The following is a 23,340-nucleotide window of genomic DNA, read 5'->3' as shown; positions in this document are numbered from 1 at the left end:
CGCCGCCAATCCAGATCAACCTGCAAAAAAAGATGGAGTACGCCATGAGCAACAAAGGGCAATTGTTACAAGACCCGTTTTTGAACGCACTGCGCAAAGAGCACGTTCCCGTTTCGATCTACCTCGTCAACGGCATCAAGCTTCAAGGGAACATTGAATCGTTCGACCAGTACGTCGTGTTGCTCCGTAATACGGTGACCCAGATGGTCTACAAGCACGCCATCTCGACGGTCGTGCCGGCGCGCCCGGTGAATTTCCACCCGGACGCGGAAGCCTCGTCCTAACCCATTGCAGCGGCCGGCATCCGGTCGCCGCGAGCGACCGATGCCAGCCGCCTTATCTTGACACCCGATAATTTGATCAACGCAGCGCTCGTCGGCATCGATTTCGGCAAGACCGATTTCGAAGCCAGTCTTGAAGAACTCAGTCTTCTCGCCTCCAGCGCGGGGGCCCGTCCCGCCGTCACCCTCACGGGTCGTCGCTCCAGTCCCGATGCCAAGATGTTCATCGGCAGTGGCAAAGCCGAGGAACTACGGCTTGCCTGCGACGCGCACAACGTCGAAATCGTCATTTTCAACCACGCACTGGCGCCGGCCCAGCAACGCAATCTGGAGCAGGCACTTAACAGGCGCGTGATCGATCGTACGAGCCTCATCCTCGACATCTTCGCGCAGCGCGCCCGCAGCCACGAAGGCAAGCTGCAGGTCGAGCTCGCGCAGCTGCAATACCTGTCGACGCGGCTCATTCGCGCGTGGACCCACCTCGAACGGCAAAAGGGCGGTATCGGCCTGCGCGGCCCCGGCGAAACCCAGCTCGAAACCGACCGCCGGCTGATCGGCGAGCGCATCAAGATGCTGAAGTCGCGGCTCGACCGGCTGCGCCGGCAACACAGCACGCAGCGCCGGCAGCGCGCGCGCAGCGGCACGATGTCGGTGTCGCTCGTCGGCTATACGAACGCGGGCAAGTCGACGCTGTTCAATGCGCTGACGAAAGCGCAGGCCTACGCGGCCGACCAGCTGTTCGCAACGCTCGATACGACGTCGCGGCGCGTGTACCTCGGCGACGAGGTCGGCCAGATCGTCGTGTCGGATACCGTGGGGTTCATCCGCGAGTTGCCTCACCAGCTCGTCGCCGCGTTTCGCGCGACCCTCGAGGAAACGATCCACGCGGATCTGCTGCTGCACGTGGTCGATGCGTCGAGCGCGGTCAGGCTCGAGCAGATCGAGCAGGTCAACGGCGTGTTGCACGAGATCGGCGCGGACACCATCCGGCAGGTGCTGGTATTCAACAAGATCGACGCCGTGCCCGAACTGGCGGCCCGCGGCGACGCGGTCGAGCGGGACGAGTATGGTAATATTTCGCGCGTCTTTTTGAGCGCGCGCACCGGTCAGGGTCTTGACGCGTTGCGTGCCGCCATCGCCGAAATCGCCTCCGCGGAACACCTTTCCGGCGCGACGTCGTCCGACGACGGCGCGCTCGACGGCGTACCCGCTGAACCACACGAAGACCACACGATTTCCGAACACGGGCGCTAACCGGTCCCGGCCGGTTCGCCGGCGTCTAATCTGGTGAACAAACTCTGGTGAACGAATACAACGAGCGGAGTACCTGGCGGCGGATGCGCGCCTTGCTGTCGATCAATGATCCCCGTTGGGGACGCGGCGAAGGCAATGGCAAAGACGGATCCCGTCCCCGTGCGAACGAATCGAAACGTCCGCAAGGCGGCGACGGCGATGGTCCGCCCGATCTCGACGAGATGTGGCGCAATTTCAACCGGCGCCTGAATGGCCTTTTCGGCGGCAAGGGCGGCAACGGCTTCCGTCCCGACAACGGGCGCGCGGCGCGGGTCGGCGTCGGCATCGTGATCGGCGTGCTGGTCGCGGTCTACGCGGGCAGCGGGCTGTTCGTCGTGCAGGACGGCCAGACCGGCGTCGTGCTGCAGCTCGGCAAGCTGTCGGGCACGGTCGGCCAGGGTGTCCACTGGCGCGCGCCGTATCCGTTCGCGTCGCACGAGATCGTCGACACGTCGCAGGTCCGCTCGATCGAGATCGGCCGCAACAACGTCGTGCGCCTCGCGAACGTGAAGGAAGCGGCGATGCTGACGCGCGATGCGGATATCGTGGATGTGCGCTTCATCGTCCAGTACCGGATCCGGTCCGCGACCGACTACCTGTTCCGTAGCGTCGATCCCGAGCGCAGCGTCTCGCAGGCCGCCCAGGCGGCGGTGCGTGCGATCGTCGGTACGCGCAGCGCGGCCGACGTGCTGAACCAGGACCGCGACGCACTGCGCGGGCAGCTTTCCGCCGCGATCCAGCGCGATCTGGATCGCTACCAGTCGGGGCTCGAGGTGACGGCCGTCACGATGCAGAGCGTGGCGGCGCCCGAGCAGACCCAGGCCGCCTACGGCGAGGTTGCGAAGGCGCGCGACGAGCGCGAGGCCGCGAAGCGCGCCGCGCAGGCGTACGCGAACGACCTGCTGCCGAAGGCGCAGGGCGATGCCGCGAAGCTCGTCGACGAAGCGAAGGCCTATGCCGATCGCGTGGTCACGGAAGCCGAGGGCGATGCCGACCGCTTCAAGCAGGTCTACGCGCAGTACTCGAAGGCGCCGGCGGTGATCCGCGAGCGGATGTACCTCGAGACGATGCAGGAAATCTATTCGAACGCGACGAAGGTGTTCGTCGGCAACAAGGGCGGTAACAGCGTCGTGTATCTGCCGCTCGACAAGCTCGTCGAGCAGGGGCGACAAAGTGCCGCGGCGTCTCCCGGCGCGTCCGCGCCCGATGCGGCGTCGGCACCGGCGGCCGTCGCGCCGGCCGCAGCCGCTCCCGCGAGTGCGGCGTCGGCCGCGGCGGCATCGGGCAATGACATGCTGCGATCGCGCGACGGGTTTCGCAGCCGGTCGCGTGAAGACGATCTGAAGTAACGGGGAGCGCAGAACATGAACCGAATCATTGCGCTCGTCGTCGCAATCGTGATCGTCGCTTTCGCGGCGTCCTCGACGATCATCACCGTCGATCCGCGCCATACGGCCGTGCTGTCGGGGCGCGACGGCGCGCAGCCCGAGCTGGCAGGCCCCGGCATTCATTTCAAACTGCCGCCGCCGCTGCAGACGGCCACGCTGATCGACACGCGCCTGCAATCGCTCGAGTCGTCCGATCCGCTGCAACTGGCCACGCAGGACAAGCACGACCTGCTCGTTGCCTACGCGGTGAAGTACCGGATCAGCGATCCGGTGAAGTATTTCACGGCGACGGGCGGCGATCCGGCGGCTGCCACCGATCGCCTGGCTGGCGCGCTGAAGAGTGCGCTCGGCGATGCGTTCGGCGCGCGCGCGCTCGACGACGCTCTCGGCGGCCAGCGTGCGATCGCCGATGCGGCCCGCGACGACGTGAAGGCGAAGGCGTCCGGTTTCGGCGTCGACGTGGTCGACGTCCAGCTGACGCGGGTCGATCTGCCGGCCGCGCAGACGGACGCCGTCTACCAGCGGATGATCGGCGCGCTGCGCGATCAGGCGGCGCAGGAGCGTGCGCAAGGCGATGCCGACGTCGAGCAGATCAAGGCCGACGCCGAGCGCGAACAGCAGGCCGTGCTCGCGAACGCGTACAAGTCCGCGCAGACGATCAAGGGCGAGGGCGACGCCAAGGCCGCGACGATCGCCGCCGATGCGTTCGGCCGCGATCCGCAGTTCTATCAGTTCTACGCGAGCCTGCAGGCCTACCGGAACACGTTCAAGCGCAACGACATCATCGTCGTCGACCCCGACAGCGAGTTCTTCCGCTTCATGCGCAGCCCGACGGGCGGTGCCGCACCGGCGGCGCCTGCTCCCCGCAAACATTGACCTTGGGGCGCCGCGTCGAGCGGCGCCGTCGCTCGCATGGACCTGGCTGGCTCGTTGTTGCTCGCAGTAGCGCTGATGCTGATCATCGAGGGTGCATTCCCCTTCGTGTTTCCCGTCGCCTGGCGCGACACGTTTCGTAGAATAGCCGAGCGGCCGCCGCATCATATCCGGATCGGCGGGCTGATCGTGATGGTGCTCGGGCTCGTGCTGCTGCTGCTCGCCACCTGACCTGGGGCTCGATCCAGACGGCGCACCCGCCGTTTGTCCGCCCGATCCAGAATTTCCGATTCACATCGCGGCGCGCGTGTCGCGCGCCGTTTCCCGTCGTAGGACCGTACCGATGTCGACCTGGTTACTTCCCGAGAATATCGCCGACGTACTGCCGTCGGAAGCGCGCAAGATCGAGGAGCTGCGCCGCAGGCTGCTCGACCGCTTCCGTTCGTACGGCTACGAAATGGTGATGCCGCCGCTGCTCGAGTATCTCGAGTCGCTGCTGACTAGCGGCGGCGCCGATCTGCGCCTGCGCACCTTCAAGCTGGTCGACCAGTTGTCGGGGCGTACGCTGGGCCTGCGCGCGGACATCACGCCGCAGGTCGCGCGAATCGACGCGCACCTGTTGAACCGCCAGGGCGTGACGCGGCTCTGCTACGCGGGCCACGTGATGCATACGCGCCCGCGCGGGCTGCACGCGACGCGCGAGCAGATCCAGATCGGCGCCGAAATCTACGGGCATGCCGGGCTGGAAGCCGATCTCGAGATCCAGCAGCTGATGCTCGATGCGCTGCATCTCGCGGGCCTGTCGAACGTCCGTCTCGACCTCGGGCATGCGGGCGTGCTGGCGGCGCTGCTGGGGCGCGACGCACAGGCCGCCGAGCGCGGCGAGTCGCTGTACGACGCGCTGTCAGGCAAGGACGTGCCGCTGCTGAACGAACTCACCGACGATCTCGGCGCCGACACGCGCGCCGCGCTGCGCGCGCTGCCGCATCTCTACGGCGACGCGAGCGTGCTCGCCGAGGCGCGTGCGCGGTTGCCGGTGCTGCCCGAAATCACGCGGGCGCTCGACGATCTGGCGCAACTCGCCGCGCAGGCGAAGGGTGTCGAGGTCGCGATCGATCTCGGCGATTTGCGCGGCTACGCGTATCACAGCGGCGCGATGTTCAGCGCCTACATCGACGGCGTGCCGAACGCGATCGCGCGCGGCGGCCGTTACGACCACGTCGGTCAGGCCTACGGCCGGGCCCGTCCGGCCACGGGCTTCTCGCTCGACCTGCGCGAACTCGCGCGGATTTCGCCGGTCGAGGCGCGCGGCACGGCGATTCTCGCGCCGTGGGCGCAGGACGACGCGCTGAGCGCGGCCGTTGCGGCGCTGCGCGATGCGGGCGAAGTCGTGATTCAGGCGCTGCCCGGCCATGACCACGTGCTCGACGAATTCGCATGCGACCGTTCGCTCGTCGAGCGTCAGGGCACATGGGTGGTCGAACCCCGATAAACAGGCGTTCGCGGCGTGTGCTTCGGCGTGCATATCGTTGAAGCGAAACGGAAAAATTCGGAATCGCCCGCGAACATAGGTAGAATACGTTTTTAACCAGCTAACGAATCAACATGTCTGCCAGCGCAGTGAACGTGACTCCCGGGCGCAACGTCGTCGTCGTGGGAACGCAATGGGGTGATGAAGGCAAGGGCAAGATCGTCGACTGGCTGACGGACCACGCTCAGGGCGTCGTGCGTTTCCAGGGCGGTCACAACGCCGGCCACACCCTCATCATCGGCGGCAAGAAAACGATCTTGCGCCTCATTCCGTCGGGCATCATGCGTGAAGGCGTCGCCTGCTACATCGGCAACGGCGTCGTCCTGTCCCCCGAAGCACTGTTCAAGGAAATCGGCGAGCTGGAAGAGGCCGGCGTGAACGTACGCGACCGCCTGTTTATTTCCGAAGCGACGACGCTGATCCTGCCGTATCACATCGCGATCGACCAGGCGCGCGAAGCGCGCAAGGGCGCGGGCAAGATCGGCACGACGGGCCGCGGCATCGGCCCCGCGTACGAAGACAAGGTTGGCCGCCGCGCGCTGCGCGTGCAGGACCTGTTCGACGCGAAGACCTTCGCCGACCGCCTGCGCGAAAACCTCGATTTCCACAACTTCGTGCTGACCCAGTACCTGGGCGGCACGGCCGTCGATTTCCAGGCCACGCTCGACACGATGCTCGGCTATGCCGACCGCCTGAAGCCGATGGTGGCCGACGTGTCGCGCCGCCTGTACGACGCGAACAATGCGGGCCAGAACCTGCTGTTCGAAGGCGCGCAGGGCACGCTGCTCGACATCGATCACGGCACCTATCCGTTCGTCACGTCGAGCAACTGCGTTGCTGGCGCGGCGTCGGCCGGCGCGGGCGTCGGTCCGCAGAAGCTCAACTACATCCTCGGGATCACGAAGGCGTATTGCACGCGCGTCGGCTCGGGCCCGTTCCCGAGCGAACTGTACGATGCGGACAATCCGCAACGTCAGGACCAGGTCGGCGTCACGCTCGCCAACGTCGGCAAGGAATTCGGCTCGGTCACCGGCCGTCCGCGCCGCACCGGCTGGCTCGACGCGGCCGCGCTGCGCCGCTCGATCCAGATCAACGGCGTGTCGGGCCTGTGCATGACGAAGCTCGACGTGCTCGACGGCCTCGATGAAGTCAAGCTGTGCGTCGGCTACAAGATCGACGGCAAGGATGCGGACATCCTGCCGCGCGGTGCGGCCGACGTGGCCCGTTGCGAGCCGGTATACGAAACGTTCGTCGGCTGGAAGGAAAGCACGGTCGGCATCAAGACGTGGGAAGCACTGCCCGCGAACGCGCAGGCTTACCTGACCCGCGTTCAGGAAGTGGCTGGCGTGCCGGTAGACATGGTGTCGACGGGCCCGGACCGCGACGAGACGATCCTGCTCCGCCATCCGTTCAAGGTGTAACCCCAGATGACGCAGCAAATCACGATGACGGCGGCAGACTTGATGACCGATCCGCGCAACGACGACAAGAATCTGTGGGTAGGCTGGGACGAGTATCACCGTCTGATCGAACTGCTCGCGCTCCAGGTGCATGCATCGGGCTGGAAGTTCGACCAGATCCTGTGCCTCGCGCGCGGCGGCTTGCGTGTCGGCGATCAACTGTCGCGTATCTACGACGTGCCGCTGGCGATCCTCGCGACGAGTTCGTACCGCGAAGCGGCCGGCACGGAGCAGGGCGATCTCGACATCGCGCAGTACATCACGATGACGCGCGGCAACCTGGGCGGCAACGTGCTGCTGGTCGACGATCTCGTCGATTCGGGCGTCACGCTCGCGCGTGTGCAGGAGCATCTGAAGGAGCGCTATCCGGCCGTGACGGCCGTGCGTTCGGCGGTGCTCTGGTACAAGGGGTGCTCGAAGGTCAAGCCCGACTATCACACCCAGTATCTGCCGACGAATCCGTGGATTCATCAGCCGTTCGAGGAGTGGGACACGGTGCGTCCGCACAATCTGGAGGCATGGATCAAGCGCGGTCGCGCGCAGCGCGACGGTTCGGGCGCTTAAGCGTCCGGCCGGATCGAAGACATGCCCGGAACGGCGCCGCTTGCGGCGCCGTTTTTCATTTGGAGTGCCGTGGATCCGATAGGCAGACGGCGGCGCCCCGGCTATGATGGCAGCCCTGCCACAGCTCGCGCCCGATTGCATGCGCAGCGTGGATCGCGTGGTTCCACGGCAACAGCGCAGGGCGGTGTTTCACGGGGGCGCGAGTAGAATAGCGCTCGTTTTGTCCGACCCGGACCCGATTATTACGCTTCTATGAACGACACGATCCAAGCGACCGACGCCGCACACGCGCCGCATTCGACGCAACAGCACTCGATGCGGGCGCTAGCGATAGCAGCCATCGGCGTCGTGTTCGGCGACATCGGCACCAGCCCGCTCTATTCGCTGAAGGAGGCGTTCAGCCCCTCACACGGCATTCCGCTCACCGAAGGTTCGATTCTCGGCGTGATCTCGCTGTTGTTCTGGGCGATCATCCTGGTGGTCGGCATCAAGTACCTGCTGTTCGTGATGCGGGCGGACAACAACGGCGAAGGCGGCGTGCTCGCGCTGATGGCGCTGTCGTTGCGGCCGCTCGACTCGAAGAGCCGCGTCGCGGGGGCGCTGATGGCGCTCGGGATCTTCGGCGCCTGCATGTTCTACGGGGACGCGGTGATCACGCCGGCGATCTCGGTGATGTCGGCCGTCGAAGGCCTCGAGATCGCGACGCCTCACCTGTCCCACCTCGTGATGCCGATCACGATCGTGATCCTGATCGCGCTGTTCTGGATCCAGCGGCACGGCACCGCGCTGGTCGGCAAGCTGTTCGGCCCGATCATGGTGCTGTGGTTCATCGTGATCGCCGCGCTCGGCGTGTACCACATCGCGCGCGTGCCGGGCATCATCGCCGCGATCAACCCGTATTACGCCGCGTCGTTCATGTCGGAGCACGTGCTGCAGGCCTACGTCGTGCTCGGCTCGGTCGTGCTGGTGCTGACGGGCGCGGAAGCGCTCTATGCGGACATGGGCCACTTCGGCGCGAAGCCGATCCGGCTCGCCGCATACGGGCTCGTGATGCCGTCGCTGGTGCTGAACTACTTCGGCCAGGGCGCGCTGCTGATCCAGAATCCGAAGGCGATCGAGAACCCGTTCTTCCTGCTCGCGCCGGACTGGGGGCTGCTGCCGCTCGTCGTGCTGTCGACGGTCGCGACCGTGATCGCGTCGCAGGCGGTGATCTCGGGCGCGTATTCGCTGACGTCGCAGGCCATCCAGCTCGGGTATGTGCCGCGCATGAAGGTGCTGCATACGTCGGAGCTCGCGATCGGCCAGATCTACGTGCCGGTCGTGAACTGGCTGCTGCTGTTCGTGATCCTCTGCATCGTGGTCGGCTTCAAGAGCTCGGACAACCTCGCGGCCGCGTACGGCATCGCGGTGACGGCGACGATGGTGATCACGACCGTGCTGGCGGCGGTCGTGATGGTGAAGGTGTGGAACTGGAACCGCCTGCTGGTGGGCGCGATCATCGCCGTGTTCCTCGCGGTCGATCTCGGCTTCTTCGGGGCGAACCTGCTGAAGGTCGCGCAGGGCGGCTGGCTGCCGCTCGGCATCGGTGCGCTGCTGTTCTTCCTGCTGATGACCTGGTACAAGGGGCGTCACATCGTCAAGGAACGCACGGCGGCCGACGGGATTCCGCTCGAGCCGTTCCTGCAGGGCCTGCTCGCGCATCCGCCACATCGCGTGTCGGGCACCGCGATCTATCTGACCGGCAACGACAAGCTCGTACCGGTGAGCCTGCTGCACAACCTGAAGCACAACAAGGTGCTGCACGAGCGGACCATTTTCCTGACGTTCGTCACGCGCGACATTCCCTATGTGCGCGACGACAAGCGCCAGACCTCGCGCGATGCGGGCGGCGGGCTTTACATCGTCAAGGCCGAATACGGCTTCAACGAGACGCCGGACGTGAAGGCCGTGCTTGAGGAATTCGGCCGCTCGCACGACATGACGTTCGAACTGATGGATACGTCGTTCTTCCTCGCGCGCGAAACGGTCGTGCCGACGCACCTGCCCGGCATGTCGATCTGGCGCGAGCGCGTGTTCGCATGGATGCACCAGAACGCTGCGAAGCCGACCGATTTCTTCTCGATTCCGGCGAACCGGGTCGTCGAACTCGGCACGAAGATCGAGATCTGATCCCGGGCGTGGCGCGCGGGCGACTCAGTCGCGCGCCACGCTCCCCGACGGCGCGATCAGTCCTCGATCGTCCGCGTCGTCAGCGTACGCGGCCGCATAGCGCTGCGTATCCCGCGCGACCCAATCCAGATAACCGCGTATCCAGTACCGGCAGCCGTCGACGAGGCCGCGTACGCGCGTGTCGGCGTGTTGCGACAGCGCATCCGCGCAGCGCACGAATTCGCCGATCTCGTCGCGTACGCGAGCGGCCGTATAGTCGACGCCCTCCTGCAGCGTATGGCCCTCCAGCCTGCGGATCAGCACCATGTTGCGGAATTGCCCCGGCTGGCGCGCCTCGATACCGAGGCTCTGGATGTCGTTGCTCCAGCAGACGATATGGTTTGCATGCCGGCACAGCTCCTGCACGTCCGGGCGATGAAACGTATCGGGCGGCACCGCGCCGCAATTCGCGGTGTCCGCGAGTGCGAGGCACGGATTCATGCCGCTCGTGTGGCGCCGGATCGTTTCGTACTGCGGTATGCCGACCGATTCCGCGTGAATGTGATTGAGAATCTGCAGTCCGGCCGTGGTCGCCCACAGGCGCATGCCCTGGGCGAAGCGCGCGAAGTGCTCGGCCGACAGCCGGGCCCGCAGGCGCCGGCAGACGTCGAGCCATGCGCGCTCGCCATAGACCGGTTGCCGCGCCGTCTGGTCGTAGTCGAGTACGTCGACGATCGCGACGAGGTGGGTGAGCGTGCCGGGGCCGAGTGTCTCGACGCGGTCGATGAACAGGTCGTCGGTGAGGAAATACCAGACGAAATAGTCGGCGATCACCTGCAGCAGCGCGGGGTCGGCGTTCGGGTAGCAGCGTGCGGCGAGCCAGCCGTAGCGTGTCCGCATCACGCGCTTGCGGTACATGTCGTTGACGAGCAGGCCGTGGTCGTCGGCCCATTCGAGCATGCGCGTCTCGATCCGTTGCGCGTGCGGCGAACAGGCACCGGCCCACGGCACGTCGAAAACAGGGATACGCAATGCGGCGAGTTCGATTTTCAGGGCGTCCGTTTTCATGATTCCCCGATTGATCTTTCGTTATCGGCGCTCGAAATGCGGGTGGGCCGGTTTCAGGACGACGGCGGTCGGCAGTAAATCGCAAATAAGGAAACGGAAAGGCTGGATGCCTGTGCGGTTCGATGGCGCGCAGGCAACCCGGGCGGCCCTTTACGGAACTGCAATGATGCGCAGGATTGCTGTCCGTATTCGAAACGCTTGGAAGGTCGCCCGAAAATTTATTTTATGTGCCGGTTTTAACGCGTCAAGAAAAGGAATGACGAAATCGCGATTATTCGCTTAGTCAATCGGAGTGACGGCGATTGACCCGCGGCACCGCCAACCGGGCGGCGAGCATGCAGTCGGCGCCGGGCGCCGGGCGGAGGCGTCGCCGCAACGAAAAAGCCCGCCTTTCGGCGGGCTTTCCTGTCTGTCGGCGGCTTTCGCGTGCTCAGCGCTTCAGCTTCGCGAATGCCGCGGCCATCGCGCCGGCCGGCTCCGGCTCGCGCGAGCGCTGCGGGCGCGCGGCGCCGCGCCCCGCGTTGCCGCGATCCTGGCCGCCGCGCGACGAGAGGCCGGGCGCCGCGGCCTCGTCGTCGAGGCGCATCGTCAGCGCGATGCGCTGGCGCTTCACGTCGACGTCGAGCACCTTCACCTTGACGACCTGGCCGGCTTTCACGACTTCGTGCGGATCCTTGATGAACTTCGTCGACATCGCGGACACGTGCACGAGGCCATCCTGATGGACGCCGATGTCCACGAACGCACCGAACGCGGCCACGTTCGTCACGACGCCTTCGAGGGTCATGCCCGGCACGAGGTCCGATACCTTCTCGACGCCTTCGCGGAACGTCGCGGTCTTGAATTCGGGGCGCGGATCGCGACCCGGCTTCTCCAGTTCGGCGAGGATGTCGCGCACGGTCGGCAGGCCGAAACGTTCGTCGACAAATTCCGTCGGCGACAGGCCCGACAGCGCTTCGCGGTTGCCGAGCACGTCGTCGATGCGCTTGCTGATCCTCGCGAGCATCCGTTCGACGACCGGATAGGCTTCCGGGTGCACCGACGAGCGGTCGAGCGGATTCTCGCCGCCGTTGATGCGGAGGAAGCCGGCGGCCTGTTCGAAGGTCTTGTCGCCGAGGCGCGGCACCTTGCGCAGGTGTTCGCGCGACGGGAACGGGCCGTTCGCGTCGCGGTAGTCGACGATGTTGCGTGCGAGCGTCGCGTTCAGGCCCGACACGCGCGCGAGCAAGGCGGCCGATGCGGTGTTCGCGTCGACGCCGACCGCGTTCACGCAATCCTCGACGACGGCGTCGAGCGAGCGGGCGAGTTCGCGCTGGTTCACGTCGTGCTGGTACTGGCCGACGCCGATCGCCTTCGGCTCGATCTTCACGAGCTCGGCGAGCGGATCCTGCAGGCGGCGCGCGATCGACACGGCGCCGCGCAGCGACACGTCGAGTTCAGGGAATTCCTTCGCCGCGAGCTCGGACGCCGAGTAGACCGATGCGCCGGCTTCCGACACGACGATCTTCTGCAGGCGCAGCTCCGGATGCTTCGCGATCAGTTCGCTCGCGAGCTTGTCGGTTTCGCGCGATGCGGTGCCGTTGCCGATACTGATCAGTTCGGCCTGCGTCTGCGCGGCGATGCGCGCGAGTTTCGCGATCGAGCCGTCCCAGTCGCGACGCGGCTCGTGCGGGTAGATCGTGTCGGTCGCGAGCACCTTGCCGGTGCGGTCGACAACCGCGACCTTCACGCCCGTGCGCAGGCCGGGATCGAGGCCGATCACGGCCTTCGGGCCGGCCGGCGCCGCCAGCAGCAGGTCGTTCAGGTTGCGCGCGAACACGCGGATCGCTTCCGTTTCGGCCGTTTCGCGTAATTGCGTGAGCAGCTCGTTCTCGATGTGCGGCTGCACCTTCACGCGCCAGCACCAGCGGCAGACGTCGGACAGCCACTTGTCGGCCGGACGGTTCTGGTTCGCGATGCCGAAATGGCGCGCGATCATCGCCTCGCCCGGATGCGGCACCTGCGCGTCCAGTTCCTCGCCGAGGCCGAGCTTGATAGTCAGCACGCCCGCGTTGCGGCCGCGGAACAGTGCGAGCGCGCGGTGCGACGGCACGGTCTTGATCGTTTCCGCGTAGTCGTAATAGTCGCGGAATTTCTCGCCTTCCTCGTTTTCCTTGCCTTCGACGACGGCCGACGACACGACGCCTTGAGCGTGCAGGTAGTCGCGCAGCTTGCCGAGCAGCTCGGCCGTCTCGCCGAACTGTTCGGACAGGATGTCGCGTGCGCCGTCGAGCGCGGCCTTCACGTCGGCGACGCCCTTGTCGGCGTCGACGTACGCGGCCGCCTCGGCTTGCGGATCGAGCAGCGGGTTCGCGAGCAGCGCCTGCGCGAGCGGCTCGAGGCCGGCTTCGCGGGCGATCTGCGCCCGCGTGCGGCGCTTCGGCTTGTACGGCAGATAAAGGTCTTCGAGCACCTGCTTGCTGTCGGCCGCGTCGATCGCGGCGCGCAGTTCGTCGGTCAGCTTGCCCTGTTCGTCGATGCTCGACAGGATCGTCGCGCGGCGGTCCTCGAGTTCGCGCAGATACAGGAGGCGTTCCTCGAGCTGGCGCAACTGCGTGTCGTCCAGGTTGCCGGTCACTTCCTTGCGGTACCGGGCAATGAACGGAACGGTCGAGCCTTCGTCGAGGAGTTGCACTGCCGCCGCGACCTGGCGCGGCTGGACGGACAGTTCGGTGGCGATGCGCTGTACGATCTTGAGTGCTACGGTTTCCGTCATGTCGTGGATGATCTGCCTGCTGAAATCGCGGCGCGGGCCGGCAGGCCCGGAGCGGCGGGCTGCGTGGCGGGCCCGACGGGCCAGATGCCGCGGGTGAGTGAAGCGGGGCATTTTGCCATAAATGGCGGAGCGTCCAGCCGGGGGTGATAGAATTTGACACATGTCCCGCAGCTTTCCTACGACGTTGCCAACTTCCCGCCTTTCTCTCGTCGCGCTCGGCGCAGCGCTCGCCGCCGCTTTGTCCACCGGGCCGTCCGACGCGTTCGCGCAGGCATCGGGCGCAGCCGTGCCGGGCGCCGTCGCAGCCGCGCCCGCGGCAGCCTCGGCTGCACCGGATTTTGATGCCCGTCAAAAAGTGCTCAATCAACGCTCCGCGGAAAACGATTATCGTTATGCGGTGGCCGAGCACGATTGCTACAGCAAGTTCTTCGTCAATCACTGTCTCGACAAGGCGCGCGACCAGATGCGCGACGAGCGGGCGAGCATCCGTCAGGAGCAGCTCGCGCTCAACGACGAGCAGCGGGCGATCCACGCCCAGCAGCGCGACCAGCAGCAGGCGCTGAAGCAGGCGCAGGATGCGGCGGATGCGCCGCAGCGCGCGGCGAACGAGGCGGCAAACGCGGCTGCGTTCCGCGACAAGCAGGAGCAGAATGCATTGAAGCAGGCGCAGCGCGGCGCGGAAGGGCCGCAGCGCGCAGCGAGCAAGCAGGCGTACGACCAGAAGCAGGCCGATTTCCAGCACAAGCTCGACGAGGCGCACCAGCAGGCGGCGCAGAAGGCGCAGGAGCGGGCGGATAACGCCACGCGCTACGAGCAGAAGCAGAAGGCGGCCTCGGAGCACAAGGCCGATGTCGAGCGGCGTCAGCAGGAAGCGGCCGAGAAGGCCAAGCAGCAGCAACAGCAGGGGCAGTAACGTGTTGGATTGATCGGGATCAGTCCCGGGCGCGTCGGCACGCCAGTCGTCGCGCTGCTTCGATGAGGAGGCAAATATGCAAAACCGTCACACGGAACAGCAGCAGGAATTGCACAACCGTTTGGCTGCATTGCAGGAGCAGCACCAGCAGCTCGCTCGGGAGATCGAGCTGAAGGAAGGACACTCCGACATCGACGACATCACGCTGCACCGGCTGAAGAAGGAAAAGCTGGCGGCCAAGGACAAAATCATTTTGCTGCAATCGCAGCTGGAACCGGATAAGCGCGCCTGAGCGCGGCCTGGCAAGCGCCGGCGCCGCCCGGGCGCTGGACACAGGAACGCTTGCCTTGAATTCACCGCTTGAAGCCACCCCCGATGCCCGGCGCGACGAATCGTCCGCCGGGCGCGTTCGTGCGCGCGAAGGCACCTTCGAGCTGAGCCGCAAGCGCGTCGACGAACTCGACACGATCTTCGGCGAAGGCGGATTGCTGGCGCGTGCGCTCGACGGCTATCGGCCGCGTACGTCGCAGATCGAGATGGCGCGTGCCGTCGCGTCCGCGATGGAGGCGTCCGCCCGCCGGATGCCCGAACCCGAGATCTTCGAAACCCGCAAGCGGCCGGCGCGACGCCTCGGCGACGGCGACAAGACGGCCGAACCGGCGGCGGACGCCGCGGCGGCCGGGCCCGACGGCGATGCCGGCGACAACACGCTGATCGTCGAGGCCGGCACGGGTACCGGCAAGACCTATGCGTATCTCGTGCCCGCGATGCTGTGGGGCGGCAAGGTGATCGTGTCGACCGGCACGAAGCACCTGCAGGATCAGTTGTTCCAGCGCGACATTCCGACCGTGCGCAACGCGCTCGCGGTGCCGGTGTCGGTCGCGATGCTGAAGGGGCGCGCCAACTACCTGTGCCACTACTATCTGCAACGCACGGCCGACAACGGCCGGCTGCCGTCACGGCAGGACACCGCCTATCTGCAGGAAATCGTCCGCTTCGCGAAGATCACGAAGAGCGGCGACAAGGCCGAGCTCGCAAGCGTGCCGGAAACCGCGCCCGTGTGGTCGATGGTCACGTCGACGCGCGACAACTGTCTCGGCCAGGAATGCCCGCACTACAAGGACTGTTTCGTGATGCAGGCGCGGCGCGAGGCGCAGCAGGCCGACGTCGTCGTCGTCAACCATCACCTGTTCTTCGCGGACATCATGCTGCGCGACACCGGGATGGCCGAGCTGCTGCCGAACGCGAACACGGTCATCTTCGACGAAGCGCACCAGTTGCCGGAAACCGCGACGCTGTTCTTCGGCGAGACGCTGTCGACGACACAGATTCTCGAACTCGCGCGCGACACGGTGGCCGAAGGCCTGAGCCAAGCACGCGACGCGGTCGAGTGGGTCAAGCTCGGCGGCGATCTCGAGCGCGCGGCGCGCGACTTGCGCCTCGCGTTCGCGAACGACCAGATCGTCCGCATGTCGCTCGCGCAGCTCGGCGACGATCACCCGATGTTCGGCGCGCTCGATGCGCTCGAGGTGGCGCTGGATGCGCTGGCATCGGCGCTCGCGAGCCAGGCCGAACGGGCGGAATCGCTCGGCGCATGCCTGCGGCGCGCGCGTGAGCTGCAGGACCTGTTGGCCGGCTGGGTCGCGCCCGGCGCGGCGGATGCGGCCGCCAAGGCCGATGCGGCGGCGGCCGGCGACAAGGCCGCGACCGACGGCGACCCGAATGAAAAGGTGCGCTGGGTCGAGGTGTTCGCGCATACCGTGCAGCTGCACGAAACGCCGCTGTCGGTCGCGCCGATCTTCGCCAAGCAGCGGGCGGGCGTGCCGCGTGCGTGGGTGTTCACGTCGGCGACGTTGTCGGTGCGCGGCGATTTCACGCACTATGCCGCGCAGATGGGGCTCAGCTCGCGTCGCTCGATGACGCTCGCGAGCCCGTTCGACTACCAGTCGCAGGGGCTGCTGTACGTGCCGCGCAACCTGCCGCAACCGTCTTCGCCGGCGTTTACCGATGCCGTCTTCGAGGCGGCGCTGCCGGCGATCGAGGCGTCCGGCGGCGGCGTGTTCATGCTGTGCACGACGCTGCGCGCGGTCGACCGGATCGCATCGAAGCTGCGCGACGTGATCGAGTCGCGCGGCTGGAACACGCCGCTGCTCGTGCAGGGCGATGCGAGCCGCACCGAACTGCTCGATCGCTTCCGTGCATACGGGAATGCGATCCTGGTCGGCAGCCAGAGTTTCTGGGAAGGCGTCGACGTGCGCGGTGACGCGCTGTCGCTCGTCGTGATCGACAAGCTGCCGTTCGCGCCGCCGGACGATCCGGTGCTGGCCGCGCGGCTCGATGCGCTGACCAAGAAGGGGCTGAGCCCGTTCGCCGTGCACCAGTTGCCGCAGGCCGTGATCACGCTGAAGCAGGGCGCGGGCCGGTTGATCCGCGCGGAGACGGATCGCGGCGTGCTGATGATCTGCGACACGCGGCTGGTCGACAAGCCCTATGGGCGCCGGATCTGGCAGAGCCTGCCGCCGTTCAAGCGTACCCGCGAAATCGCGGTCGTCCAGGATTTCTTCGACGAGCACCGATCGGCAAAGCGCGTGTGACGGCGCGCGGCAATCGTCGCGCGATCGCACCGGCGCCGCCCGAATGCGGCGCCAACAAAAAACCCGGCTCGATGGCCGGGTTTTTCGTTCGTGCGGCGGGCGCCGCGCGGTTCTTGCGTCAGAACTGCCACCACGACTTCTTGGTGCCGGGGCGCGAGTGGCCCGTGACGTAGGGGCTGTCCGGGAACGTGCCCGCGAGCACGCGCTTCGTGTCCTCGGCGAGTTGCGGCTGGTTCAGCTTCCCGTACGACAGGATCATGATGTGCAGCGCGTCCTCGATCGCCGGTGCGCCCTTGTAATCCTTGATCGCCAGCTGCGCGCGGTTGATGGCCGCGACGTACGCGCCGCGCCGGTAATAGTAGTCGGCCGCGTGCACTTCGTGCGATGCGAGCGCGTTGACGATGTAGCGCATCCGTGCGGCGGCGTCGGGCGCATACTTGCTCTTCGGGAAGCGGTCGACGACGACCTTGAACGCATCGTACGATTCGCGCAGTGCCTGCGGATCGCGCTCGCTCATGTCCTGGCCGGAGAAGCGCCCGAACAGGCCGAGATCGTCGTTGAAGTGGATCATCCCCTTCAGGTAGTACGCGTACGGGATATCCGGATGATCCGGGTGGAGCTGGATGAAGCGATCGACGGCCTGGTCGGCGGCGGCCGCTTCGTTGTCCTTCCAGTTGCAGTACGCGACGTTGATCTGCGCCTGTTGCGCGAAGTGACCGAACGGATCGCGGCCTTGCAGCGATTCGAAGTATTTCGCGCACTTGCCCCAGTCGCCGCCGGACAGTGCGTCCTGGGCCTCTGAGTATAATTTGTTGTTCGACCAGGTAGCCGTCTCGTCCTGCTTCTGCGGCAAGCCGTGGCAGCCGGCGATGAGGGCCGCGGCCGCTACCGCCGCAGCCCGGGCGGCGACGGTTCTGGCCGTGCGTTTGGTCGAATTCATCATGCTCGCATGTCCTAGCTTCAAGTCTCGGTGACCCAGTCTAAATGACCCGTTCAAGTTCGCAGAATGCCCAGCCGGGCACACCAAATCGCGAAGATTATAGCCCAAGCGATCGGCCCGCCGACGCTGCGTCGGGGGATTCCCTCGATGATGATCTGACCGGCGACGCAATGCAGGCGCCCGTCGTGCCGTCCGCGGCCGGCGATGACGCGCCGCGCGTCGTCGAAGTGCCGCTGTCGCTCGCGGGCGAGCGCCTCGACAAGGCGCTCGCCCAGCTGTTCCCCGAATTCTCGCGCAGCCGCCTGCAAAGCTGGATCGAGGCGCAGCGCGTGCTCGTCGACGGCGCGCCGGCGAAGATCCGCCAGCCGGTGCCGCTCGGCGCGAAGATCGAGCTCGTGCCCGATCTGCTCCCCGAGCAGCTCGCGTTCACGCCTGAGCCGGTGCCGCTCGACGTGATCTACGAGGACGATGCGCTGGTCGTCATCAACAAGCCGGCCGGCCTCGTGGTGCATCCGGCCGCCGGCAACTGGAGCGGCACGATCCTCAACGGGCTCCTGCATCGCTACGGCGACGCGGCGGCCGGCCTGCCGCGCGCGGGGATCGTCCACCGGCTCGACAAGGAAACCTCCGGCCTGATGGTGGTGGCGCGCACGCTGGCCGCGCAGACGGATCTCGTGCGCCAGTTGCAGGCCCGCACGGTGAAGCGCCGTTATTTCGCGCTCGTGTGGGGCACGATGCCCGAGGAAGGCACGATCGACGCGCCGATCGGCCGCGATCCGCGCGAACGCACGCGCATGGCCGTCGTCACGGGCGCGTCTGGCAAGCCCGCGCGCACGCATTTCCGTACGGTTGACACATGCCTGTGGCAACGTCAGCCGGTTTCGGCGATCCAGTGCGACCTCGAAACCGGCCGCACGCACCAGATTCGGGTGCACTGCGCGCACGCCGGGCATCCGCTGCTCGGCGACCCCGTGTACGGGCGCGCGCGCGGCAAGCGCTCGGTCGCGCCGCTGCCGGGCGGTTTCGCGCGGCAGGCGCTGCATGCATGGCGGCTCGGTCTCGTGCACCCCGTCACGGGCAAGGCGATGCAATGGCGCTGCCCGCTGCCGGACGACATGAATGCGCTCATCGCGGCACTCGGGTTCGGAGAAGGCGACGAGGAATTCGACGACGACGACGGTGTCTACGACGATGACGATTTCGGCGGCGAGTATCACGACGATGCGCCGTACCCGGACGACGATGAGGAGGAGTGAGTGCCGATGACGAACCTGACGCCGTTGGCGTGGCAGGACTGCGTGCAGCCCGACTGGCAGGTGTCGCCGCGCGTGCGCGCGCTGATCACGACGCGCGACGGCGGCGTGAGCGAAGGCCCGTATGGGCGCTGGCAGGATGGCGGGGCGCGGCCGGGCGGGATGAATCTCGGCCTGCACACCGGTGACGATCCCGCCCATGTCGCCGAGAATCGCGCGCGCCTGCTCGCGCTGACGGGCCAGTCGAGCGCCGCCTGGCTCGACCAGGTGCACGGCGTGCGGATCGTGCGCGCGGACGAGGTGATCGCGGCGGCGCCCGCCGCCGCGGCGCCGGTGCAGGCCGATGCGAGCGTCACCGACCGGGAGGGCGCCGTCTGCGTCGTGATGGTCGCGGATTGCCTGCCCGTGCTGCTGTGCGACACGCAAGGGCGGGCGGTCGGCGCCGCGCATGCGGGCTGGCGCGGGCTCGCGGCCGGCATCGTCGAGCAGGCCGCGGCGCGTGTCGCGGCGCTCGCGGGCGGCGCGACGGACGCGCTTCACGCGTACCTCGGGCCGGCGATCGGTCCGCAGGCGTTCGAGGTCGGCGCCGACGTGCGCGACGCGTTCCTCGACACGGCCCCGCAGTCGGAGCATGATGAAACCCGGCTTGCATTCGTCGCGATCGACGGCGCGCCGGGCAAGTTTCTCGCGGATCTCCCCGCGCTCGCGCGCCTGCGTCTCGCGCGTGCGGGCGTCGTGCGCGTGAGCGGCGGGACGGCCTGCACGGTCGCCGGGCAGGCGCGCTTCTATTCGTACCGGCGCGACCGCGTGACGGGCCGCATGGCGGCGGCGATCTGGCTGGCCGATTGACGATGATGCGCATGCGCACGACGTTTTATTGCGTCGCAAAATCACCTTATCTCGATATTGAGGCGCGCATGCCGCGCGGCATGCGCGACTGAATGGAAAATCGCGAAGTCAAGTCAATCAAAATGTTTTATGTTTCGCCGGAACCCTTGTCCCGTCTGTTTCGCGAGGATTATCTCCGTGCGGAAATGTTCTGCGGTTTGATATGGCGCTTCACATGGGGAAAACGATAATGATAAAAATACCGCACTGCGGCAGAATCTGGAGACGCCTCTCCAGAGCATGACGGCCCGGCTCGCAGCCGGCACGCCGCGCGCGAGCAGGATTTCACGATAGACGCTCACGAATCACCGGTAAGGCAGGTAATGACAGCATCGAAAAAATCGTCGACGTCCGCGCAGGCGGGCACTCCCACGGGCAGTATCGGTTTCGACCCGGCCGCCCAGCCGATGCAGCAGATGTTCGAATCGTGGTTGAACGCGTGGCGCGGTTTTGCGGATCCGGCGCGCGCCGCGACCGCGTCGGCCACCGTGAACCCGTTCGCGACATTCCAGTTCCCGACATCGTTTCCGTTTCAGGTGCCGTCGATGCCCGATCTCGGCGCGATGGCGTCGCCGTTCGCCGGGCTGAAGCTGCCGGCCGCCGCGATTCCGCCCGAGCGGCTGCAGACGCTGCAGGCCGGTTACGCACGCGACTGCATGACGCTGATGCAGCAGGCGGCTGCCGCGAAGCTCGAGGCCCCGGAGCTGAAGGACCGCCGCTTCAGCGGCGATGCGTGGAAGGCGTCGCCCGCCCACGCGTTCGCGGCCGCCTGGTACCTGCTCAACGCGCGGTACCTGCAGGAGCTGGCCGACGCGCTTCAGACCGACCCCAAGACGCGCGAACGCATCCGTTTCACGGTCCAGCAATGGACGGCGGCCACCGCGCCGAGCAACTTCCTCGCACTCAATCCCGACGCGCAGAAATCGATTCTCGAGACGCAGGGCGAAAGCCTGCGGCAGGGGATGATGAACCTGCTCGGCGACTTGCAGCGCGGCAAGATTTCGCAGACCGACGAAACGCAGTTCGTGGTCGGCAAGAACCTCGGGTGTACCGAAGGCGCGGTCGTCTACGAGAACGACCTGATCCAGCTGATCCAGTACACGCCGAAAACGGACCCGGTGTTCGAGCGGCCGCTGCTGATCGTCCCGCCGTGCATCAACAAGTTCTACATCCTCGACCTGCAGCCCGAGAATTCGCTCGTCGCGCACGCGCTGTCGAACGGTCATCAGGTGTTCCTGGTGTCGTGGCGCAATGCGGACGCCTCGGTCGCGCACAAGACGTGGGACGACTACATGAACGAAGGGCTGCTCGCGGCGATCGACGCCGTGCAGCAGGTCAGCGGCCGCGAGCAGATCAACACGCTCGGCTTCTGCGTCGGCGGCACGATGCTCGCGACCGCGCTTGCGGTGCTTGCCGCGCGTGGCGAACATCCGGCCGCATCGATGACGCTGCTCACCGCGATGCTCGACTTCGCCGACACGGGCATTCTCGACGTGTTCGTCGACGAGACGCACGTGCAGATGCGCGAGCAGACCATCGGCGGCAAGAGCGGCGCGCAGCCGGGGCTGATGCGCGGCGTCGAGTTCGCGAACACGTTCTCGTTCCTGCGGCCGAACGACCTCGTGTGGAACTATGTCGTCGACAACTACCTGAAGGGCCGTACGCCGGCGCCGTTCGACCTGCTGTACTGGAACAGCGACTCGACGAGCCTGCCGGGCCCGATGTACGCGTGGTACCTGCGCCATACCTATCTCGAGAACAAGCTGCGCGAGCCGGGCGCGCTGACCGTGTGCGGCGAGCCGGTCGACCTGTCGCTGATCGACGTGCCGACCTTCATTTACGGCTCGCGCGAGGATCACATCGTGCCGTGGCAGACGGCCTATGCGTCGACGTCGATCCTGTCGGGCCCGTTGAAGTTCGTGCTCGGCGCGTCGGGGCACATCGCGGGCGTGATCAATCCGCCGGCGAAGAAGAAGCGCAGCTTCTGGGTCAACGACACCGATCTGCCCGAATCGGCGGACGACTGGTTCGCCGGTGCGACGGAGCAGCCGGGAAGCTGGTGGACGACCTGGGTCGAGTGGCTCGACCAGTACGGCGGCCGCAAGGTGGCGCCGCCCGCCGGGCCCGGCTCCGCGCAGTTTCCGGCGATCGAGCCGGCGCCGGGACGCTACGTGTTGCAGCGCGATTGACGAAAACCGGGCAGCGGCGCACGCTGTCCGGCGCACCGCAGTTTTTTTAACAGGGCCGGTAACGATGCGCCGTGTCGTGCGGGCCTGGAGGAAAGGGAAATGACGGACGTAGTGATCGTATCGGCCGCGCGGACCGCGGTCGGCAAATTCGGCGGCTCGCTTGCGAAGATTGCGGCGCCGGAGCTGGGCGCGACGGTGATTCGCGCGGTGCTGGAGCGCGCGGGCGTGAAGCCCGAGCAGGTCAGCGAAGTGATTCTGGGGCAGGTGCTGACGGCCGGTTCCGGGCAGAACCCGGCGCGGCAGTCGCTGATCAAGGCCGGGCTGCCGACGGCGGTGCCGGGCATGACGATCAACAAGGTGTGCGGCTCGGGCCTGAAGGCCGTGATGCTGGCGGCGAACGCGATCGTCGCGGGCGACGCGGAGATCGTGATTGCGGGCGGGCAGGAGAACATGAGCGCCGCGCCGCACGTGCTGCCGGGCTCGCGCGACGGGTTCCGGATGGGCGACGCGAAGCTGGTCGACTCGATGATCGTCGACGGCCTGTGGGACGTGTACAACCAGTACCACATGGGCGTCACGGCGGAGAACGTGGCGAAGGAGTACGGGATCACGCGCGAGGAGCAGGACGCGTTCGCGGCGCTGTCGCAGAACAAGGCGGAAGCCGCGCAGAAGGCCGGCCGCTTCGACGCGGAGATCGTGCCGGTGTCGATCCCGCAGCGCAAGGGCGAGCCGCTGCAGTTCGCGACCGACGAGTTCGTGCGTCACGGCGTGACGGCGGAGTCGCTGGCGGGGCTGAAGCCGGCGTTCTCGAAGGACGGCTCGGTGACGGCGGCGAATGCGTCGGGGCTGAACGACGGCGCGGCGGCGGTGCTGGTGATGTCGGCGCAGAAGGCGGCGGCTCTCGGGCTGACGCCGCTGGCGAAGATCAAGGCGTACGCGAACGCGGGCGTGGATCCGAGCGTGATGGGGATGGGCCCGGTGCCGGCGTCGCGGCGATGCCTGGAGCGCGCGGGCTGGACGCCGGGCGACCTGGACCTGATGGAGATCAACGAGGCATTCGCGGCGCAGGCGCTGGCGGTGCACAAGCAGATGGGCTGGGACACGTCGAAGGTGAACGTGAACGGCGGGGCGATCGCGATCGGTCACCCGATCGGCGCGTCGGGCTGCCGGATCCTGGTGACGCTGCTGCACGAGATGGTCAG

General features: G+C 66.9%; 19 protein-coding genes. 16 read left to right on the top strand and 3 right to left on the bottom strand.

Annotated elements, in window-relative coordinates; all coding sequences use genetic code 11:
- Window positions 1-44: 44 nt before the first annotated feature.
- The 9 genes from hfq to GQ56_RS0134335 all read left to right on the top strand — a co-directional run bounded on the left by hfq (window position 45) and on the right by GQ56_RS0134335 (window position 9,559).
- Window positions 45-284, top strand: a complete 240-nt coding sequence (gene hfq, locus GQ56_RS0134375; RefSeq protein ID WP_006399927.1) for an RNA chaperone Hfq — start codon at window positions 45-47, stop codon at window positions 282-284.
- 72 nt (window positions 285-356) lie between these two features.
- The gene (hflX, locus tag GQ56_RS0134370) at window positions 357-1,535 is read left to right on the top strand and encodes a GTPase HflX (protein WP_031402961.1); all 1,179 of its coding nucleotides are present in this window, start codon (window positions 357-359) and stop codon (window positions 1,533-1,535) included.
- A 47-nt stretch (window positions 1,536-1,582) separates the two neighbouring features.
- Entirely contained in the window at window positions 1,583-2,923 is a 1,341-nt protein-coding gene (gene hflK / locus GQ56_RS0134365; RefSeq protein WP_031402960.1) for an FtsH protease activity modulator HflK, read from the top strand.
- Between the two features lie 15 nt (window positions 2,924-2,938).
- Entirely contained in the window at window positions 2,939-3,838 is a 900-nt protein-coding gene (hflC, locus tag GQ56_RS0134360) for a protease modulator HflC (RefSeq protein ID WP_031402959.1), read from the top strand.
- 36 nt (window positions 3,839-3,874) lie between these two features.
- Window positions 3,875-4,066 carry a DUF2065 domain-containing protein gene (locus tag GQ56_RS0134355; RefSeq protein ID WP_006478685.1) on the top strand — a complete coding sequence of 64 codons (192 nt, stop codon included), beginning with the start codon at window positions 3,875-3,877 and terminating at the stop codon, window positions 4,064-4,066.
- A gap of 112 nt (window positions 4,067-4,178) precedes the next feature.
- The gene (locus GQ56_RS0134350; protein ID WP_031402958.1) at window positions 4,179-5,327 is read left to right on the top strand and encodes an ATP phosphoribosyltransferase regulatory subunit; all 1,149 of its coding nucleotides are present in this window, start codon (window positions 4,179-4,181) and stop codon (window positions 5,325-5,327) included.
- A 113-nt stretch (window positions 5,328-5,440) separates the two neighbouring features.
- Window positions 5,441-6,787: an adenylosuccinate synthase gene (locus GQ56_RS0134345; protein ID WP_031402957.1), complete on the top strand. Its 1,347-nt coding sequence runs from the start codon at window positions 5,441-5,443 to the stop codon at window positions 6,785-6,787.
- A 6-nt stretch (window positions 6,788-6,793) separates the two neighbouring features.
- The gene (locus GQ56_RS0134340; RefSeq protein ID WP_031402956.1) at window positions 6,794-7,390 is read left to right on the top strand and encodes a phosphoribosyltransferase; all 597 of its coding nucleotides are present in this window, start codon (window positions 6,794-6,796) and stop codon (window positions 7,388-7,390) included.
- A gap of 252 nt (window positions 7,391-7,642) precedes the next feature.
- Window positions 7,643-9,559 (top strand): potassium transporter Kup, encoded by a 1,917-nt coding sequence (locus GQ56_RS0134335; RefSeq protein WP_031402955.1) that lies wholly within the window; start codon window positions 7,643-7,645, stop codon window positions 9,557-9,559.
- A gap of 24 nt (window positions 9,560-9,583) precedes the next feature.
- Here GQ56_RS0134335 and GQ56_RS0134330 read toward each other — a convergent pair whose 3' ends face one another.
- Window positions 9,584-10,606, bottom strand: coding sequence for a terpene synthase family protein (locus GQ56_RS0134330; protein ID WP_034199434.1), 1,023 nt, complete (start codon window positions 10,604-10,606; stop codon window positions 9,584-9,586).
- A 430-nt stretch (window positions 10,607-11,036) separates the two neighbouring features.
- Entirely contained in the window at window positions 11,037-13,361 is a 2,325-nt protein-coding gene (locus GQ56_RS0134325; protein ID WP_031402953.1) for a Tex family protein, read from the bottom strand.
- Between the two features lie 160 nt (window positions 13,362-13,521).
- Here GQ56_RS0134325 and GQ56_RS0134320 point away from each other — a divergent pair, with 160 nt between their 5' ends.
- From GQ56_RS0134320 to GQ56_RS0134310, 3 genes are all read left to right on the top strand, one after another.
- Entirely contained in the window at window positions 13,522-14,274 is a 753-nt protein-coding gene (locus GQ56_RS0134320) for a hypothetical protein (protein WP_031402952.1), read from the top strand.
- 76 nt (window positions 14,275-14,350) lie between these two features.
- Complete coding sequence (locus GQ56_RS0134315; RefSeq protein ID WP_006478692.1) at window positions 14,351-14,566, top strand: YdcH family protein; 216 nt, start codon at window positions 14,351-14,353, stop codon at window positions 14,564-14,566.
- A gap of 55 nt (window positions 14,567-14,621) precedes the next feature.
- The gene (locus GQ56_RS0134310) at window positions 14,622-16,868 is read left to right on the top strand and encodes an ATP-dependent DNA helicase (protein ID WP_031402951.1); all 2,247 of its coding nucleotides are present in this window, start codon (window positions 14,622-14,624) and stop codon (window positions 16,866-16,868) included.
- Window positions 16,869-16,986: 118 nt separating this feature from the next.
- Here GQ56_RS0134310 and GQ56_RS0134305 read toward each other — a convergent pair whose 3' ends face one another.
- On the bottom strand, window positions 16,987-17,811 hold the full coding sequence (locus tag GQ56_RS0134305; RefSeq protein ID WP_031402950.1) for an outer membrane protein assembly factor BamD: 825 nt from the start codon (window positions 17,809-17,811) through the stop codon (window positions 16,987-16,989).
- A gap of 41 nt (window positions 17,812-17,852) precedes the next feature.
- Between GQ56_RS0134305 and GQ56_RS0134300 the strand changes: the two genes are divergently transcribed.
- The 4 genes from GQ56_RS0134300 to GQ56_RS0134280 all read left to right on the top strand — a co-directional run.
- Window positions 17,853-19,064 carry an RluA family pseudouridine synthase gene (locus GQ56_RS0134300; RefSeq protein ID WP_043301724.1) on the top strand — a complete coding sequence of 404 codons (1,212 nt, stop codon included), beginning with the start codon at window positions 17,853-17,855 and terminating at the stop codon, window positions 19,062-19,064.
- 6 nt (window positions 19,065-19,070) lie between these two features.
- Entirely contained in the window at window positions 19,071-19,910 is an 840-nt protein-coding gene (gene pgeF, locus GQ56_RS0134295; protein ID WP_031402948.1) for a peptidoglycan editing factor PgeF, read from the top strand.
- A 362-nt stretch (window positions 19,911-20,272) separates the two neighbouring features.
- The gene (gene phaC, locus GQ56_RS0134285; RefSeq protein ID WP_034200609.1) at window positions 20,273-22,138 is read left to right on the top strand and encodes a class I poly(R)-hydroxyalkanoic acid synthase; all 1,866 of its coding nucleotides are present in this window, start codon (window positions 20,273-20,275) and stop codon (window positions 22,136-22,138) included.
- Window positions 22,139-22,237: 99 nt separating this feature from the next.
- A partial coding sequence (locus GQ56_RS0134280) for an acetyl-CoA C-acetyltransferase (protein ID WP_031402946.1) occupies window positions 22,238-23,340 on the top strand: 1,103 nt, incomplete at its 3' end.

It is taken from the genome of Burkholderia paludis, assembly GCF_000732615.1.
Classification (GTDB): domain Bacteria; phylum Pseudomonadota; class Gammaproteobacteria; order Burkholderiales; family Burkholderiaceae; genus Burkholderia; species Burkholderia paludis.
This window is presented reverse-complemented; position numbering and strand designations above follow the sequence as displayed.

Coding starts and splice junctions, on each gene's coding strand:
- pgeF (WP_031402948.1), top strand. CDS start 19,071: ATGACGAACCTGACGCCGTTGGCGTGGCAGGACTGCGTGCAGCCCGAC.
- hflC (WP_031402959.1), top strand. CDS start 2,939: ATGAACCGAATCATTGCGCTCGTCGTCGCAATCGTGATCGTCGCTTTC.
- GQ56_RS0134350 (WP_031402958.1), top strand. CDS start 4,179: ATGTCGACCTGGTTACTTCCCGAGAATATCGCCGACGTACTGCCGTCG.
- GQ56_RS0134345 (WP_031402957.1), top strand. CDS start 5,441: ATGTCTGCCAGCGCAGTGAACGTGACTCCCGGGCGCAACGTCGTCGTC.
- GQ56_RS0134300 (WP_043301724.1), top strand. CDS start 17,853: ATGACCCGTTCAAGTTCGCAGAATGCCCAGCCGGGCACACCAAATCGC.
- phaC (WP_034200609.1), top strand. CDS start 20,273: ATGACAGCATCGAAAAAATCGTCGACGTCCGCGCAGGCGGGCACTCCC.
- GQ56_RS0134340 (WP_031402956.1), top strand. CDS start 6,794: ATGACGCAGCAAATCACGATGACGGCGGCAGACTTGATGACCGATCCG.
- GQ56_RS0134320 (WP_031402952.1), top strand. CDS start 13,522: ATGTCCCGCAGCTTTCCTACGACGTTGCCAACTTCCCGCCTTTCTCTC.
- GQ56_RS0134305 (WP_031402950.1), bottom strand. CDS start 17,811: ATGATGAATTCGACCAAACGCACGGCCAGAACCGTCGCCGCCCGGGCT.
- hfq (WP_006399927.1), top strand. CDS start 45: ATGAGCAACAAAGGGCAATTGTTACAAGACCCGTTTTTGAACGCACTG.
- GQ56_RS0134315 (WP_006478692.1), top strand. CDS start 14,351: ATGCAAAACCGTCACACGGAACAGCAGCAGGAATTGCACAACCGTTTG.
- GQ56_RS0134355 (WP_006478685.1), top strand. CDS start 3,875: ATGGACCTGGCTGGCTCGTTGTTGCTCGCAGTAGCGCTGATGCTGATC.
- GQ56_RS0134335 (WP_031402955.1), top strand. CDS start 7,643: ATGAACGACACGATCCAAGCGACCGACGCCGCACACGCGCCGCATTCG.
- GQ56_RS0134325 (WP_031402953.1), bottom strand. CDS start 13,361: ATGACGGAAACCGTAGCACTCAAGATCGTACAGCGCATCGCCACCGAA.
- GQ56_RS0134330 (WP_034199434.1), bottom strand. CDS start 10,606: ATGAAAACGGACGCCCTGAAAATCGAACTCGCCGCATTGCGTATCCCT.